The sequence below is a fragment of the Halorubrum hochsteinianum genome, from assembly GCF_023702125.1.
Classification (GTDB): Archaea; Halobacteriota; Halobacteria; order Halobacteriales; family Haloferacaceae; genus Halorubrum; species Halorubrum hochsteinianum.
In genome coordinates, this window is the sequence record NZ_CP098415.1 from 64,622 (window position 1) to 78,162 (window position 13,541).

Here is a 13,541-nt window from a genome sequence, read left to right on the forward strand (position 1 = left end):
CTCGCCGGGCGAGGGCGCGGCGTCGGCGTCAGCGTCCGACGACACGGTCCCTCACCTCCCTCACCGCGACGTCCGAGCAGTTCCCGAGGAACGCGAACAGCAGGATCGAACCGACGATGATGTCGGGCCGCGCGAGGGTCCGGCCGTCGCTCAGGAGGAAGCCGATCCCCTGGCTCGCCGCGATCAGCTCCGCGGCGACGACGAACATCCACGCCAGCCCGACGCCGCCGCGGATCCCGACGAGCAGACTCGGGAGCGCGGCGGGGAACACGACCCGGCGCAGGGACTCGACGCGCCCGAGGTCGTACACCTCCGCGACCTCCAGCAGCTCCTCGTCGACCGCGGCGATGCCCGTCGAGAGGTTGAGGTAGACGGGGAAGAACGCGCCCACCGCGATCAGCAGCACCTTCGCGGTCTCGCCGATGCCGAACCAGAGGAGGAACAGCGGCACCCACGCCAGCGACGGGATGTTCTTCAGGCTCTGGAAGAGCGGGTCGAACAGGTCGCTGGCCGTCCGCGAGAGGCCGGTGACGGTCCCGAGCGCGGTGCCGACGGCGATCCCCAGCCCCGCCCCGAGGAAGACGCGCTGGAGCGTGATGGCGACGTGGCCCCACAACTCCCCGGAGGCCGCCATCCCGTACAGCGTCTCGGCGACGCGCAGCGGGGTCGGGAGCTGGTACGCGGGGATCGCGCCGGTCGCGACGACGACGTGCCAGCCGACGACGAGCGCCGCCGGGACGACGAGCCCGAGCAGCGGCCGGAAGCGGTCCGCTGAGGGGAGCGCGACCGGGCCGATCGTTCGCGGCTCGGTTCGGGCGTCGGTGGCCATCTCAGACGACCTCGCTCGCGAACTCGGAGTCGATCAGCTCGTCGACGCGGCCGGCGGGGTCGGCGTCCTCGGTGACGAGCCCCTCGCTTTCGAGGATCGGCGAGAGGTTCGACAGCAGCTCGCGGTGCGGGTCGCCCGGGATCGGCCGAGAGAGGTCGTTCCGCTGCGTGAACACGCGCTCCGCGACCGGCTCCGACATCTCCGAGGCGTCCGCGAGGATCCCCGCGGTCTCCTCGGGGTTCTCGACCGCCCACTCGCGGCCGCGCTCGTACGCCTCGATCACGCGGCGCGCGTCCTCGGGGCGGTCGGCGAGGAAGCCGTCGAGGAAGTTGAGGAAGCCGTAGGTGTTGTACCGCGGCTCGCGGAAGAACAGCTCCGCGCCGTCGTGTTCGAGCTCCAGCTCCGCCATGTGCGGGTCGAGTCCGGCCCACGCGTCGACCTCGCCGCGGACCAGTGCGGACTGGCCCTCCGGGTGCTGGAGGTTGACGACCTCGACGTCGCCCTCGCTCAGGCCCGCGTCGTCGAGCGCCTGAAGCAGGAAGAAGTACGGGTCGGTCCCGCGGGTGGCGGCGACGCTCTTCCCTTCGAGGTCCTCGACCGACTCGATGCCGGTCTCCGCGAAGGTGACGAGCGCGGTCCACTCCGGCTCCGAGTAGATGTACGGCGTCGTGATCGGCACGCCGTTCGTGCGGGCCATCAGCGCCGCGATCCCCGCGGTCGAGGAGACGTCGGCCTCCCCGCTCTGGGCGTACTCGTTCGCCTGGTTGCTGCCGAGGCTCAGCACCCACTCGACGTCGGTGCCGGCGTCCGCGAACGTCTCCTCGAGCCAGCCCTTCTCGCGCAACACGAGGCTGACCGGGTTGTAGTACGCGTAGTCGACCGTCACCGTTCCCGATCCGCCGCCGTTCCCCGCGCAGCCGGCGAGCAGCGAGCCGCCGATCGCCGCGCCGGTGCCGCGCAGAAACTGCCTTCGCTCCATACACGTTCCCACCGGTCCCACTCATAAACGGATATGGCTATCGAGAATATTCAACCGCGACTATGATGTCTCGGGGTTATTTATTTTTCAGTAGTGATATCTGTTCACACGGGGTGTATCCGAGGTTTCGACCCCCTCTACCCGGCGAAAACGCGTTTAGGTCCCCGCTCCGGACGGTGACGAAGCCGTTCGGCTCGCGTTCCGTGTAGCGGACGATGTTGCTGGTTCGTCGGACCCGGACGACGACGCCGCGGCTACATCCCCATGTCGGCGGCCGCGTCCGGCACCGGGAGGTCCGGGACGGCGACGCCGAGCAGCTCAGCGGCGTGGTCGAGCGCCATGTCGAACCCGTAGTACCGCTCCAGTTCGTCGCCGTCGGGACCGGAGCGGACCTTCAGCATGGCGTACCCCTCGGCGTTCTGTGCGACGGTCGCCTCGCGGCCGTCCCGCGAGAAGGTGAGTCGGCGCTCTCCGTCGGTCTCCTCGTACCGCGCCGCGACGCCGTTCGCCGACGCGGCCTCCGTGTCGGTCATACGATCCGTACGGACCGCACCCTGTCGAATGTGTCGGTCGCCGCGGTCGCGTCACGGAGGGCCCAAGGGCGGGCCGAGTCGGGCGCGGTCCGCCGCGATGGTAAGCTTAAGGGATGGCACGCACCAATTGGTGGCAATGAGTACCGAGGTGACCCGCCGTCGGGCGTGGGTGATCGCCGCCCGTCCCCAGACGCTCCCCGCCGCCGCCGCGCCGGTGATCGTCGGGGTCGGCCTGGCGCTCGACGCCGGGGTGTTCGCCCCGCTGCCCGCGCTCGCGGCGCTCGTCGGCGCGGCGCTGATCCAGGTCGGCACGAACTTCGCGAACGACTACTACGACGCGATCCAAGGGGCCGACACCGACGACCGCGAGGGGTTCACCCGCGTGGTCGCCAGCGGCCTCATCGAGCCGTCCGAGGTGAAACGCGCGATGTGGCTCACCTTCGCGGCCGCTATCGGCGTCGGCACCTACCTCGTCGCGGTCGGCGGCGTCCCGATCGTCGTGATCGGACTCGCCTCCGTCGCGGCCGGGATCGCCTACACCGGCGGTCCCTACCCGCTGGGCTACCACGGGCTCGGCGACGTCTTCGTGTTCGTCTTCTTCGGCGTGATCGCGGTGACCGGGACCTACTACGTCCAGGCCGCGGCGCTCCTCTCCGGGTGGTTCCCCCTCGGGATCCCGGACGGAACCGTCGCGCTCGCGGCGGTCGTCGCCAGCCTCCCGATCGCCGCGCTCTCGACGAACATCCTCGTCGTCAACAACCTCCGCGACCGCGAGGAGGACGCCTCGACCGGCAAGCGCACGCTCGCCGTCCGGTTCGGCTACCGGTTCGCCCGCGCGGAGTACCTCGCGATGCTCGCGTTGGCCTACCTCGCCCCGCTCTGGTTCGTCGCGCGCGGCGACGGCCTCGCGCCGCTTTTCCCCCTCCTCACTCTCCCGCTGGCGGCGGCGGTCGCCCGGACGGTGCTCACAGAGACGTCCGGCGAGGCGCTCAACCCCGCGCTCGAATCGACCGGGAAGCTGCTCGCGGCGTACGCCGTCGCGTTCGCGGTCGGGCTGGCGGTGTGACCGACGACCGACCCCGCGGCGGAGGTCCGTCCCTCGCCGTCCGGCACCGCCCGTTCGAACTCGACTTGGTCCGTCCGCTCGGCACCGCGCACGGCGAGATCCGCAGCCGAGACGGGTTCGTGGTCGCCGTCGAGCGCGAGCGCGACGGTTCGCCCGCGGCCGGCCTCGGCGAGGCGACCCCGCTCCCGGGGTGGACGGAGTCGCGCGAGGCCTGCGCGGCGGCGCTTGACGGGCTGTCGGACCCCGACGGCGACGGAACGGGACCGGATCGGCTCGACCCGCTCGACGCCCTCGATCCCGAGTCGACGCCGGCCGCCCGACACGGCGTCTCTCTCGCGCTCGCCGACGCCGCGGCCCGGGAGTCTGGAGCGCGGCTCGCGGACCGGCTCGCGGACGGGGCCGGCGTCGACGCGACGCCCGCGGACGCCGTCCCGGTCAACGCGACCGTCGGCGACGCCGACCCGGCCGAGACCGCCGCCGAGGCCGAGCGGGCCGCGGCCGAGGGGTTCGACTGCCTCAAACTGAAGGTCGGTGTCCGCGGCGTCGACGCCGACGTGGAGCGCGTCCGCGCGGTCCGCGAGGCGGTCGGCGACGGGGTCGCGCTTCGCGTCGACGCGAACGGGGCGTGGGACCGGGAGACGGCGCGCCGCGCGCTCGACGTGCTGGCCGCGTTCGACCTCGCGTACGCCGAGCAGCCGCTCCCGGCGGACGACCTCGAAGGGCTGGCGAGCCTCCGCGAGACCGGACGGGGGGCGGGGGTCCCGATCGCGGTCGACGAGTCGCTCGTGGCCCGCGGGATCGACGCCGTCCTGAACGCCGACGCCGCCGACGTGGCGGTCCTCAAACCGATGGCGCTGGGCGGACCCGACCGGGCGCTCGCGGCCGCGCTCCGGGCGCGGGCTGCCGGGGTCGACCCGGTCGTCACCACCACGATCGACGCGGTGGTCGCGCGCACCGCCGCGGTCCACGTCGCGGCCGCGATCCCGGGCGTGTCCCCCTGCGGGCTGGCGACCGGACCGCTGCTCGACGAGGACCTGTCGCCGGACCCGTGTCCCGTCGCGGACGGGCGGATGCCGGTCCCGTCCGGTCCGGGACTCGCCGGCGGCGCGTTCGACGAACTGCGGCGCTCGTAGCGGCCGGGGCCGACGGGTTCGGCCAAACGGCAGCCCGGGACCGGGGTGGCGAGGGGGAGTCGAGATCAGTCCTCGTCCGCCGAGACGACCTCGACGCTGCCGCGCATGCCGCGGGTCTGGTGGGGCGTACAGACGTACTCGTACGTCCCCGACGCGTCGAACGCGCGTTCGTAGGTGTGACCCTCCTCGGCGACGAGCGCGGACTCGAACGACCCGTCGACCGCGTACACGTTGTGCCCGCCGCCGTTCCCGGTCCACTCCCACCTGACGGTCGTCCCGGCGTCTATCCGGACGTGTGCGGGCGCGTAGGAGAATCCGCCGTCCGCGCCGACGGCGACTTCGACGGTCGACTCGCCGGTCCGGTCGACCGGATCGTCGGCCGACGACTCGGCGGCGTCCCCTCCCGACCCGGGGAGGAGCGCGCCGGCACAGCCCGCGAGGGCGGTCGCGCTCGCGGTTCCGGCGGCGGCGAGGAGGGCGCGGCGGCTGCTGTCTCTCATGTCGGAACGAAGGGCGTCCCGCGTCTAAACTCCTCCGCGTTCTCCCCCGGTGCGAGAACCGACCGGCGGCGGGTCGGAGCGGGGGGACGGACTTTTCACCGCGACCGTCGAACGGGGGCGCATGAGCGAGTGGACCGACGCCATCGTCGGCGAGCGGATGACGGTCGACAACCAGTTCAACGACCGGGTCGCGGCGTCCCGCTTCTCCAGCCAGGAGTGGGGCCTCATCATGACCGCGATCGACTTCGAGATCGAGAACGCCGACGACCCGGAGGACGCCCGCGTCGTGGCGGACACGTCGAGCCTCCCGGCGATCATGCCCGAACTGGAGAACCTCCGCTCGCAGATGGCGGGGATGGGGGGTGCCCCCGGCGGCGCGGAGGGCGGGGGGTCGGGCGGCGGCCTGGTCGACTCCATCAAGGGCGCGCTCGGTCTCGGCGGCGGCGGTGGCGGCGGCCCCTCGGACGAGGAACTGGAGGCAGCGGAGCGGCTGGTACAGGAGTACGCCGACGAGCTACAGGCCCACCTAGAGGAGGTCGGCAAGTGGGAGCAGGTCCGCGTCGCGTATCAGGAGTGAGGTCGCGACCGGCGACGGGCCGGTCCGCGGACCCGTTCCGTCACTCGATGTCGCTGCCGCGGAACAGCGTGAGCTCCTCCGCCTCGTAGATGCCGATAAGTTCGCTCACGATCTCGTCGTACTCCTCGTCGTCGACCCGGAGCGCGTCGAGCCGCTCGACCGTCTCCTCGTCGAGGTGGACTTGGGGCATACGCGGCGGTTCGTCGTTGGGGGAATAAAAAATGTCGGCGGGCGCGGGGACGCGCTCGGCGTCGGCGACATCCGGTTCAGTTCCGGCACCGCGAGTCGTCGTTCCAGGCCGTCTCGGACGCCTCCGAGAGCGCTTTTTTTGCGGACTCTTCGATGTCCTCGGCGGTGAGCTCGTCGCTTTTGAGGACAAGGTCACCGTTGAGGCAGATCTGAATTTCACTCCCCGAGTGTAGCTCCAGAACGTCCGAAACACCGATTGGCCGTGGCTCCTCGTGACGAGTTCCGGCCAGCCGTCTCTGTCCGTCAAGAAAGTCAACGACTGTCCCGCACTCCATCCCGAGCATCGCTTCGGTAGATGTGAACGACCGTCTCCCGACCGCCATCGACTGTGCGTCGACAGAACGAATGGACATAAGCTGTAGCGGAAATCCACGGTCCTTTGAGACGGCTACGGCTGGCTCTCCGACAAATCGTGTTTGTGTGTCTCTATCACGAACTACGAGCTCCGTCGCGACCGACATAGAGCCTCCAGCCGACAGCAGTCCGATCAACTGCCGAATCAACTTCGAGGGGAGGTCGTCGTCGAGTAAGACCGCCCGCATCGACCAACTCGATGCCAGTCTTGACGTCTTTCGTTCCTTCGAGGACGACGACGGCCGGGGAGCTCGATCCATTCGACGCGCCGAGCGAGCTAATTTCGACACATCCCTCTCCCGAGACGACCGCATCGTCATCAATTGGGAGACTACAGTAGACGATATCTGTCGAGGAGTCGGTAAAAATGTCAGAAATGGCGTCCGGACTTGGGGCAGATAGGATCGTCCACTCCTCGATTCCGGCCGGCGTCTCGGGGTCGGTGTAGGCGTTTCTGAACGCCTCTGCCCGCTCGTCAGAGTCAAAGAGGAAGACCGCGCGGAGGTCTCCGTGAGGGGATGCGCCACGCCGCAAGCGGTTCTCGTACGAGACCGGCGTGAGTACAGACATCCTCGGGGGAATCGGATCCGCGCCGGGAGTCGGCACCGCATCGCTCTTCGGGTTCGCCGTCAGCGATTCGAGGTCGATCCGCTGTGGCGTTGCGAGCGCGACGGGAGCGTCGGGGGAGGACGGCTCGGCCATTCCGCGGACCCGCACCGGCGCGAGGACGTGCGCGAGGTGCGGGAGCAGTTCGGCCGCCTCAGGTGTCGGTCGCAGGACGGCCTTGGTCGCCCACGCCGGCACGTACGGTGCGACCGTCTCCGCGTCGACCTCCAAGTACTCCATCAGCCGCTCGCTCATCGACAGGTCCGCGAGGGTCGGCGGATAGAACGGGAGCTTCGGACCGACCTGCTCGTACTCGTAGCGGTCCGACGGGACGTACCCCTCGGTCCGCGCGAGCGTGTCGAGGAAGAACCACGTCCCGAACAGCTCTTCGACCCGCCGTTCGAGCGCTTCGCCCTCGGTCGGAAGTCGCTCCTCGTATCCGGTTTCGAGCCGGATCGCCGGCGCGTCCCCGACGGTCATCCGCGCACCGAGGTAGTACGACAGCGTCGAGAGCCGGTAGACGTCGGCGTACGTCGGCCGGACCACGACCTCGACGCCCGTGTCGGGAACGGTCAGCGGGCTGGGGACGTGGAGTTCGTCGCCGCGCTCGATCCGCGGCGGATACCCGCGGAGGGTCGGCCACGACCGCTCCGGCGAGAACTCGCTGATCGACGACCCGAGAACCGACACCGCCTCGGTCAACGCGGTCGGGTCGTCCGGGACCGTGATCGTCGCCTCGGGGCGCGTGTGGAGCGACCGCCCCCCGACCGTCACCGTCGTCGGCCGGTCGAATCCGAGTTCGACGGGATCGGGGCCGGCCATCCCACTGGCATCGATCTCCGCGTCCTCGACCCGCAGCAGCACCTTCGTCACGCCGTTTATCTCGACGCAGTAGTCGCCGCGCGGGAACTCCGACGGCTCGTCGAGCTGCGCGAGGAAGTCGCCGTTCGCGCGCCGTACGACCACGGTTGAGTACTCCGAGGCCGACACCGACTCCGCCTCGAAGCTGACCGCCCGGTCGACCGGGAGCGGGAACAGCTCGGGGAGCGCCGGGGAGAGCTCCGGTTCGCGGTCCGCCCGCAGGTCGAGTCGGGTCCCCTCGATGCGGTCGCTGACGGCGAGCGTCTCGCCGTCGACCTCGAACCCGATACGTCCGTCAGATGACCCGTCGTTCACTAGACCATTTCTGGTTCCCCGACACGTATGAGCGTGTCGATGAAAATCTCACTCCGTGAAACTGGGGCGTGTCGCGGGGTTTCACGGCACACGAGCGAGAGACGATGACAGCAATCTTAACATCCAGCGAGACGGACAGAATCCCATGGATGTCGCCGACTCGGAGCCGATATCGCGGGCCCTCGACGCGGCGTTCCCGGGCCGGACCCCGGACCGGCTGACCGGCGTCGGTCCCTCGTGGAACGGGAGCAACGAGACGGTCGGCGTGACCTTCGCGGACGGCGGCCGGGCGTTCCTCAAGGTCGCGCTCATGGACGACGGCAGTCGGATCGCTCGCGAGCGCGCCGTGCTCCGGTACGTCGACGCGCACGGCCCGCTCGCGGTCCCCGACGTGCTGGCCGCCGACCCCGGCGGCGACCCGGCGTACCTCGCGACGGCACCGGCGCGGGGCCGAGAGCTACTGGCCGTCTACGAGGCCGCGAGCGACGACGAGCGCGAACGCCTCCTCCGCCGCGTCGGCGGCGCGCTCGCTGCGCTCCACGCCCACCGATTCCCCCGGCACGGCGAGGTCGTGGGGGCGGGGACCGAAACCGGATCAGCCGCCGATGGCGACGCGGCCGGGAGCAACCCGGCCGGAAGCGATGAGGCGGGGGGCGACGCGGCGGGAGGCGGCGACCCGCCGACCGGGCTCGCGATCGAGTTCGCGCCGTGGACCGACGTTCTGCTCGCGACGATCGGCCGGACTCGCGAGATCGGGACCTCTGAACGCCTCGCCGACCACTACGACGCGGTCACCGACTGCGTCCGCGCGAACCGCGACCTGCTCGACGGCGCGCCGGCGGCGCTGCTCCACGGCGACGTCACCAAGCCGAACCTCTTCGTGACAACGGACGCGGTCGGCGGCGGCGAGCCGGGCGTCTCGCCGATCGACTGGGAGCTGTCGCACGTCGGCGACCCGGCCCGGGACCTGGTGCGCGCGGAGGATCAACTGCTCAACGGCTTCGACTCGACCGGGCCGGAGCGGTTCGCCGCGGCGCTCCGAGATGGGTACCGCGAGCGGGCCGGCGCGCTGCCCGCGGGGTTCGAGCGCCGACGGCCCGTCTACGAGGCGGTCAGGATGCTCGGGCGGTCGCTGTTCGTCGACCAGTGGGCGACGTATCTGGACGAACCGGTCGACGACCTCGTCGAGCGCGCGGACGCCGAGCTACGGGCACGGCTCGACGCGGTCTGAGGACGGGGCGACGAGGCCGCCGCGGACGGCGCGGACGGGGCCGCACCTCACCGGTTCCACGCCGCGTCGTCAGGGTCGATCCGCCGTTCGCCGGGGTCGAGCGCGTCGACGGCGTCGAGGGCGGCCGCCGGGAGGTCGACCTCGGCCGCGCGCAGGTTCTCCCGCACGTGGTCGCCGCGCGCTTTCGGGATGGGGACGATTCCCCGGTCGAGCGCCCACGCGAGCGCGAGGACGGCGGGCGAGAGATCGTTCCGCTCCGCGATCGCGGCCACCTCCGAGTCGTCGAGGATCTCGCCGCGCCCGAGCGGGGAGTAGCCGACGAGCCGGTGGTCGAACTCGTCGGCGAGGTCGCGCAGTTCCCGCTGTTGGAACCGCGGGTGGCACTCGACCTGATGGGCCGCGATCGGCGCGTCGAGGATCTCGTCGGCCTCTCGCAGGAGGTCGGGCGTGAAGTTCGAGACGCCGACGTGGTCGGTGAGCCCCGCGTCGCGGAGGTCGTCGAACGCCGGCAGCGTCGCCGCCGCGTCGTACGCCCGGATCGGCCAGTGGACGTACAGGAGGTCCACGCGGTCGAGTCCGAGCCGGTCGAGGCTCTCGCGGGCCGTCTCGCGGACGTCCTCTGGCGCGAGGTTCTCGGGATGGACCTTCGTGGCGACGACGACGTCGTCGCGGTCGACGTCGCTCTCGGCGATCCCCCTGCCGACGGCGGCCTCGTTGTCGTACATCTGCGCGGTGTCGACGTGGCGGTAGCCGGCATCTAACGCCGCGGCGACGGTGTCGGTACAGGTCTCGGGGTCGTCGAGCCCGGAGGTTCCGAGCCCGATCGAGAGGTCGAGCGGTGGCACGCGTTCCGCTTCCGAGCGCGGGGTGAAAAAGGCGCGCGAGCCGGCACGCCGGGCGCGCCTCCACAGATTTAACACGACGCCCCCGTAGGATCGCCCGATGGCCAGCGGTCCCTCCCTTCCCCTGCCCCCGGAAGCGTTCCCGCTCCGAGAGCTCTCCGACCCGCTTCTCGTCGACCCCGGGCCGCGGCTGCTCCGCGCCGTCGCGGAGGCGTATCGGGAGGCCGCGCCGGCGCTCGTCGACCCGACCGTCGCGGACCTCGCGGACCTCGCCGGCGAGGAGAGTGCGGGGGGTGGGGAGAGCGAGGAGGGAGATCACACGCCGCCCGACGACCGTCCCACGCTGAGGGTGCTCGCGGGCGAGTCGGCGGTCGACGCCGCGACCGCGGGGTTCCGGTCGGCGAGCCGGATCGCGGCGCTCCTCGACGCCAGCGCGGTCGACCTCCGCGTCCTCGACGCGCCGCAGCCGAACGCGGTGCTGGCGGGAGCGGAGAGCGGATTCGCGCTGATCGAGGGCGATCGCGGCGGCGCGAGCGACGGGGGGAAGTTCCGGTGGCACCGCGTCGGCGACGACGCCTCGCTCCGCGGACGCTACGGCTCGCGGTTCGCGGAGGCCGAGCCGTATCGGCTCCGAACCCCGAGCCGACGCCGGGTGTACGAGGGGTTCGCGTCGCGGTGCGACGGGGCGGTCGCGGCCGCGGTGCTCCGCGCGCTCGACGTGCCGGACGATTCGAGCGTCGACGAAACCGCCGGGCCGTCCCCGGAGGAGACCCGGATCCGCGCCTACGCGGTCGGGGCCCGCGAGGCGGTCCTCGACCGCACCCTTCGGCGGGCCTGCGAGGACGCGGGACTCGGGAGCCCCTCGACGTTCACGCGGGTGAAACGGCTCCTGCGGGAGGCCGGACTGGTCGAGACGGAGCCGGTGCCGCAGCCGGTGGGGCGACCCCGGACGCGGCTCGTCGCTCGCGGCGCGCTCGCGGCGGCCGAGGGGCCGGAAGAGACCGTCGCGGCGGTGCGGGGCGTCGCGGACTGACCCGGGGGAGCCGCCGGGATCGCAGCGTCAGTCGTTCTTCGTCTTGATGTCGGCCGAGAGCCCCTGTGCCATCTCGATCTCCTTCGAGTTGTTCAGGGTCCACGCGGTGCGGTCGGTGACGGCCTCGATCGCCTCGCGGGCCGAGGGGTAGCCGTTGCCGGACTTCTTCACGCCGCCGAAGGGGAGCTGGACCTCAGCGCCGATACACGGGAGGTTCCCGTACGCCAGCCCCAGTTCGGCGCGGTCGCGGTAGTAGTTGATCTGCCGGTAGTCCTCGGAGATGATCGCGCCCGCCAGCCCGTAGTCCACGTCGTTCTGGATCTCGACGGCGCGCTCGATGTCCCCGTCGTATTCGAGGAGCGCGACGTGGGGGCCGAACACCTCCTCGTGGGTACACCGCAGGTCGGCGTCGGGGTCCGCCTCGTAGACGAACGGGCCGATCCAGTGGCCGTCCTCGTGGCCGTCCGGGATCTCGTCCGGGTCCAGCTCCGTCCGGTCGACGAGGACGTTCACGCCCTCCTCGCGGGCGAGCTCGTTGTACTCGGTGACCTTCTCGTGGTGCTCCGCCTCCACGAGCGGCCCCATGAACGTGTCCTCGTCGAGGGGGTCGCCGACCGCGACCGACTCGGCGACCTCGACGAACCGCGATTTGAACTCGTCGTACACGTCGCTGTGGACGATCAGGCGCTCGGCGGAGACGCAGCGCTGACCGGTCGTCTTGAACGAGGACATCACCGCGGAGTGGACCGCGACATCGAGGTCCGCCTCCTCGGTGACGACGATGGCGTTCTTTCCGCCCATCTCGCAGGCCGCCCGCTTGCCGGCGACGCCGCCGAGCTTGTCCTGGATGTGGTGGCCGACCTCCGCGGATCCGGTGAAGAGGACGGTCGGGACGTCGTCGTTCTCGACGATCGCGTTGCCCGCGTCGCCGAACCCCTGTACCATGTTGAACACGCCGTCCGGGATCCCCGCGTCGTCGAACATCTCCGCGACGATCTGCGCGCACCACGGGGTCTGCTCGGCCGGCTTGAACACGACGGTGTTCCCCTCGACCAGCGCGATGGCCATGTGCCAGTACGGGATCGCGACCGGGAAGTTCCACGGCGTGATACAGCCGGTGACGCCGCGGGGTTTCCGGCGCATGTACGCGTCCTTCGAGGGGATCTCCGAGGGGACGATGTCGCCCTTCGGGTGGCGGGCGTCGCCGGCGGCCCACTCGACCATGTGCGCGGCCTCGACCACGTCGGCTTTCCCCTCCGATATCTCCTTGCCGCACTCCTTCGAGACGATCGCACCGAGTTCGTCCGTGCGCTCGCGCAGCTCGTGATACACGTCCCAGAGGTACTCGGCTCGCTGGATCCGGGAGAGCTCTCGCCACTCCTCGAACGCCTCGTCGGCGGCGGCGACCGCGCGGTCGACGTCGTCGGGGGTTCCGCGCTGGAACTCGCCGAGCGACTCCCCCGTCGCCGGGTTCTCGCTCTCGAACGTCTCCGAGCCGTCGCCGTCGACCCACTCGCCGTCGATGTAGTGGTTGTAGGCGTCTGCCATAGTCGCCGTTTCGCTTCGGACGGCCAAATAACCCACCCGACCATGGTCGGAAGCGTTTTTGTCACACGATACCAAACTGTATCCCTCATGGCGATCTCAGACGCGGATCAGGACCGGGAGTGGTCGGGTACTCGGCTGACCTTGGACCTCTGGCATCCGAACTGCTGGGCGATCGAGGCGACCGAGCGGACCTCGGGCGGGGTGTTGGCTCACGCCATCTACAACACGCCGAAGGCGGACGGTGCCCCACCCAACTCGGTGAACGGGCTGTTCACCGCGTTCGCTGACACCAACGAGGGGGTCGAGGCGCTGCTGGACGCGATCCGCGAGTCGGACCGCGCGGGCGACCTGTTCGAACTGAAAGAGCGGTTCGGTCGCGCCCGGGACGCCCCCGGGAACGTCGTCCGCGAGTTCTTCCTGGAGTACGACCCGGCGGACATGGTGTGTCCGACGCTGCTCGAACACGGATTCGTCCACAGCGCGCCGGTCAGGATCGAGGACGGCCGAGAGGAGTGGCAGGTGTGTTTCGTCGGCGAGCGGACTGAGATACGCGACGCGCTGGACGCCGTACAGGCGGACGCCGGAGCGGAGGTCTCCGTCGAGTCGATGTCCTCGACCGGCTACGCCGGACGGACCGCCCGCGAGCAGCGGCTCGACACGCTGACCCCGACCCAACGGGACGTGTACGAACACGCTCGGGAGTCGGGGTACTACGAGTGGCCCCGAGAGGCGTCGACGCGCGAACTCGCCGAGGACATGGACGTCTCGAAGACGACGCTGCTCGAACACCTCCGGAAGGCGGAGTCGAAGCTCTTGGACCCGTGACCGCCCGCGACCGTCTCGGCGGTGCTCGCCGCCGCGCCCCCGAATCGAAAGGTCGGTCGT

Annotated in this window: 15 protein-coding genes; 6 read left to right on the top strand and 9 right to left on the bottom strand. The window is 70.8% G+C overall.

Annotation, left to right across the window (positions count from 1 at the left end; translation table 11 throughout):
- Positions 1 to 28 precede the first annotated feature (28 nt).
- From NAF06_RS00360 to NAF06_RS00370, 3 genes are all read right to left on the bottom strand, one after another.
- Positions 29 to 829 (bottom strand): ABC transporter permease, encoded by an 801-nt coding sequence (locus NAF06_RS00360; protein WP_008586164.1) that lies wholly within the window; start codon positions 827 to 829, stop codon positions 29 to 31.
- 1 nt (position 830) lies between these two features.
- Positions 831 to 1,808 carry an aliphatic sulfonate ABC transporter substrate-binding protein gene (locus tag NAF06_RS00365; protein ID WP_008586161.1) on the bottom strand — a complete coding sequence of 326 codons (978 nt, stop codon included), beginning with the start codon at positions 1,806 to 1,808 and terminating at the stop codon, positions 831 to 833.
- A gap of 254 nt (positions 1,809 to 2,062) precedes the next feature.
- Complete coding sequence (locus NAF06_RS00370) at positions 2,063 to 2,341, bottom strand: DUF7111 family protein (protein WP_008586159.1); 279 nt, start codon at positions 2,339 to 2,341, stop codon at positions 2,063 to 2,065.
- Positions 2,342 to 2,477: 136 nt separating this feature from the next.
- On the opposite strand from NAF06_RS00370, the gene NAF06_RS00375 reads away from it, so the two are divergent.
- Together NAF06_RS00375 and NAF06_RS00380 are read left to right on the top strand one after the other, a co-directional pair.
- Positions 2,478 to 3,407, top strand: coding sequence for a 1,4-dihydroxy-2-naphthoate polyprenyltransferase (locus NAF06_RS00375; RefSeq protein ID WP_049908849.1), 930 nt, complete (start codon positions 2,478 to 2,480; stop codon positions 3,405 to 3,407).
- Complete coding sequence (locus tag NAF06_RS00380; protein WP_008586156.1) at positions 3,404 to 4,540, top strand: mandelate racemase/muconate lactonizing enzyme family protein; 1,137 nt, start codon at positions 3,404 to 3,406, stop codon at positions 4,538 to 4,540. Before NAF06_RS00375 ends, NAF06_RS00380 begins: the two co-directional genes overlap by 4 nt.
- Before the next feature lie 65 nt (positions 4,541 to 4,605).
- On the opposite strand, the gene NAF06_RS00385 is transcribed toward NAF06_RS00380, so the two are convergent.
- Complete coding sequence (locus NAF06_RS00385; RefSeq protein WP_008586154.1) at positions 4,606 to 5,040, bottom strand: halocyanin domain-containing protein; 435 nt, start codon at positions 5,038 to 5,040, stop codon at positions 4,606 to 4,608.
- Between the two features lie 121 nt (positions 5,041 to 5,161).
- On the opposite strand from NAF06_RS00385, the gene NAF06_RS00390 reads away from it, so the two are divergent.
- Positions 5,162 to 5,617 carry a DUF5799 family protein gene (locus NAF06_RS00390; protein ID WP_049908848.1) on the top strand — a complete coding sequence of 152 codons (456 nt, stop codon included), beginning with the start codon at positions 5,162 to 5,164 and terminating at the stop codon, positions 5,615 to 5,617.
- Between the two features lie 40 nt (positions 5,618 to 5,657).
- Here NAF06_RS00390 and NAF06_RS00395 read toward each other — a convergent pair whose 3' ends face one another.
- From NAF06_RS00395 to NAF06_RS00405, 3 genes are all read right to left on the bottom strand, one after another.
- Positions 5,658 to 5,807: a DUF7557 family protein gene (locus NAF06_RS00395; RefSeq protein ID WP_008586149.1), complete on the bottom strand. Its 150-nt coding sequence runs from the start codon at positions 5,805 to 5,807 to the stop codon at positions 5,658 to 5,660.
- Between the two features lie 76 nt (positions 5,808 to 5,883).
- Positions 5,884 to 6,189: a hypothetical protein gene (locus NAF06_RS00400; RefSeq protein ID WP_239638720.1), complete on the bottom strand. Its 306-nt coding sequence runs from the start codon at positions 6,187 to 6,189 to the stop codon at positions 5,884 to 5,886.
- Between the two features lie 106 nt (positions 6,190 to 6,295).
- A complete protein-coding gene (locus tag NAF06_RS00405) occupies positions 6,296 to 8,002 on the bottom strand; it encodes a hypothetical protein (protein ID WP_008586145.1) in 1,707 nt (568 codons plus the stop codon).
- 145 nt (positions 8,003 to 8,147) lie between these two features.
- Here NAF06_RS00405 and NAF06_RS00410 point away from each other — a divergent pair, with 145 nt between their 5' ends.
- Positions 8,148 to 9,233: a phosphotransferase family protein gene (locus NAF06_RS00410; RefSeq protein WP_008586143.1), complete on the top strand. Its 1,086-nt coding sequence runs from the start codon at positions 8,148 to 8,150 to the stop codon at positions 9,231 to 9,233.
- Positions 9,234 to 9,280: 47 nt separating this feature from the next.
- On the opposite strand, the gene NAF06_RS00415 is transcribed toward NAF06_RS00410, so the two are convergent.
- A complete protein-coding gene (locus NAF06_RS00415) occupies positions 9,281 to 10,078 on the bottom strand; it encodes an aldo/keto reductase (RefSeq protein ID WP_008586142.1) in 798 nt (265 codons plus the stop codon).
- A gap of 97 nt (positions 10,079 to 10,175) precedes the next feature.
- On the opposite strand from NAF06_RS00415, the gene NAF06_RS00420 reads away from it, so the two are divergent.
- Positions 10,176 to 11,108: a transcriptional regulator TbsP domain-containing protein gene (locus NAF06_RS00420; RefSeq protein ID WP_008586139.1), complete on the top strand. Its 933-nt coding sequence runs from the start codon at positions 10,176 to 10,178 to the stop codon at positions 11,106 to 11,108.
- Between the two features lie 27 nt (positions 11,109 to 11,135).
- Here the strand turns inward: NAF06_RS00420 and NAF06_RS00425 are convergent, their stop codons facing one another.
- Positions 11,136 to 12,656, bottom strand: coding sequence for an aldehyde dehydrogenase family protein (locus tag NAF06_RS00425; RefSeq protein ID WP_008586137.1), 1,521 nt, complete (start codon positions 12,654 to 12,656; stop codon positions 11,136 to 11,138).
- Positions 12,657 to 12,743: 87 nt separating this feature from the next.
- Between NAF06_RS00425 and NAF06_RS00430 the strand changes: the two genes are divergently transcribed.
- Positions 12,744 to 13,481 (top strand): helix-turn-helix domain-containing protein, encoded by a 738-nt coding sequence (locus NAF06_RS00430; RefSeq protein ID WP_008586134.1) that lies wholly within the window; start codon positions 12,744 to 12,746, stop codon positions 13,479 to 13,481.
- Positions 13,482 to 13,541 lie beyond the last annotated feature (60 nt).

Coding starts and splice junctions, on each gene's coding strand:
- NAF06_RS00365 (WP_008586161.1), bottom strand. CDS start 1,808: ATGGAGCGAAGGCAGTTTCTGCGCGGCACCGGCGCGGCGATCGGCGGC.
- NAF06_RS00420 (WP_008586139.1), top strand. CDS start 10,176: ATGGCCAGCGGTCCCTCCCTTCCCCTGCCCCCGGAAGCGTTCCCGCTC.
- NAF06_RS00410 (WP_008586143.1), top strand. CDS start 8,148: ATGGATGTCGCCGACTCGGAGCCGATATCGCGGGCCCTCGACGCGGCG.
- NAF06_RS00425 (WP_008586137.1), bottom strand. CDS start 12,656: ATGGCAGACGCCTACAACCACTACATCGACGGCGAGTGGGTCGACGGC.
- NAF06_RS00360 (WP_008586164.1), bottom strand. CDS start 829: ATGGCCACCGACGCCCGAACCGAGCCGCGAACGATCGGCCCGGTCGCG.
- NAF06_RS00375 (WP_049908849.1), top strand. CDS start 2,478: ATGAGTACCGAGGTGACCCGCCGTCGGGCGTGGGTGATCGCCGCCCGT.
- NAF06_RS00390 (WP_049908848.1), top strand. CDS start 5,162: ATGAGCGAGTGGACCGACGCCATCGTCGGCGAGCGGATGACGGTCGAC.
- NAF06_RS00395 (WP_008586149.1), bottom strand. CDS start 5,807: ATGCCCCAAGTCCACCTCGACGAGGAGACGGTCGAGCGGCTCGACGCG.
- NAF06_RS00400 (WP_239638720.1), bottom strand. CDS start 6,189: ATGGCGGTCGGGAGACGGTCGTTCACATCTACCGAAGCGATGCTCGGG.
- NAF06_RS00385 (WP_008586154.1), bottom strand. CDS start 5,040: ATGAGAGACAGCAGCCGCCGCGCCCTCCTCGCCGCCGCCGGAACCGCG.
- NAF06_RS00370 (WP_008586159.1), bottom strand. CDS start 2,341: ATGACCGACACGGAGGCCGCGTCGGCGAACGGCGTCGCGGCGCGGTAC.
- NAF06_RS00430 (WP_008586134.1), top strand. CDS start 12,744: ATGGCGATCTCAGACGCGGATCAGGACCGGGAGTGGTCGGGTACTCGG.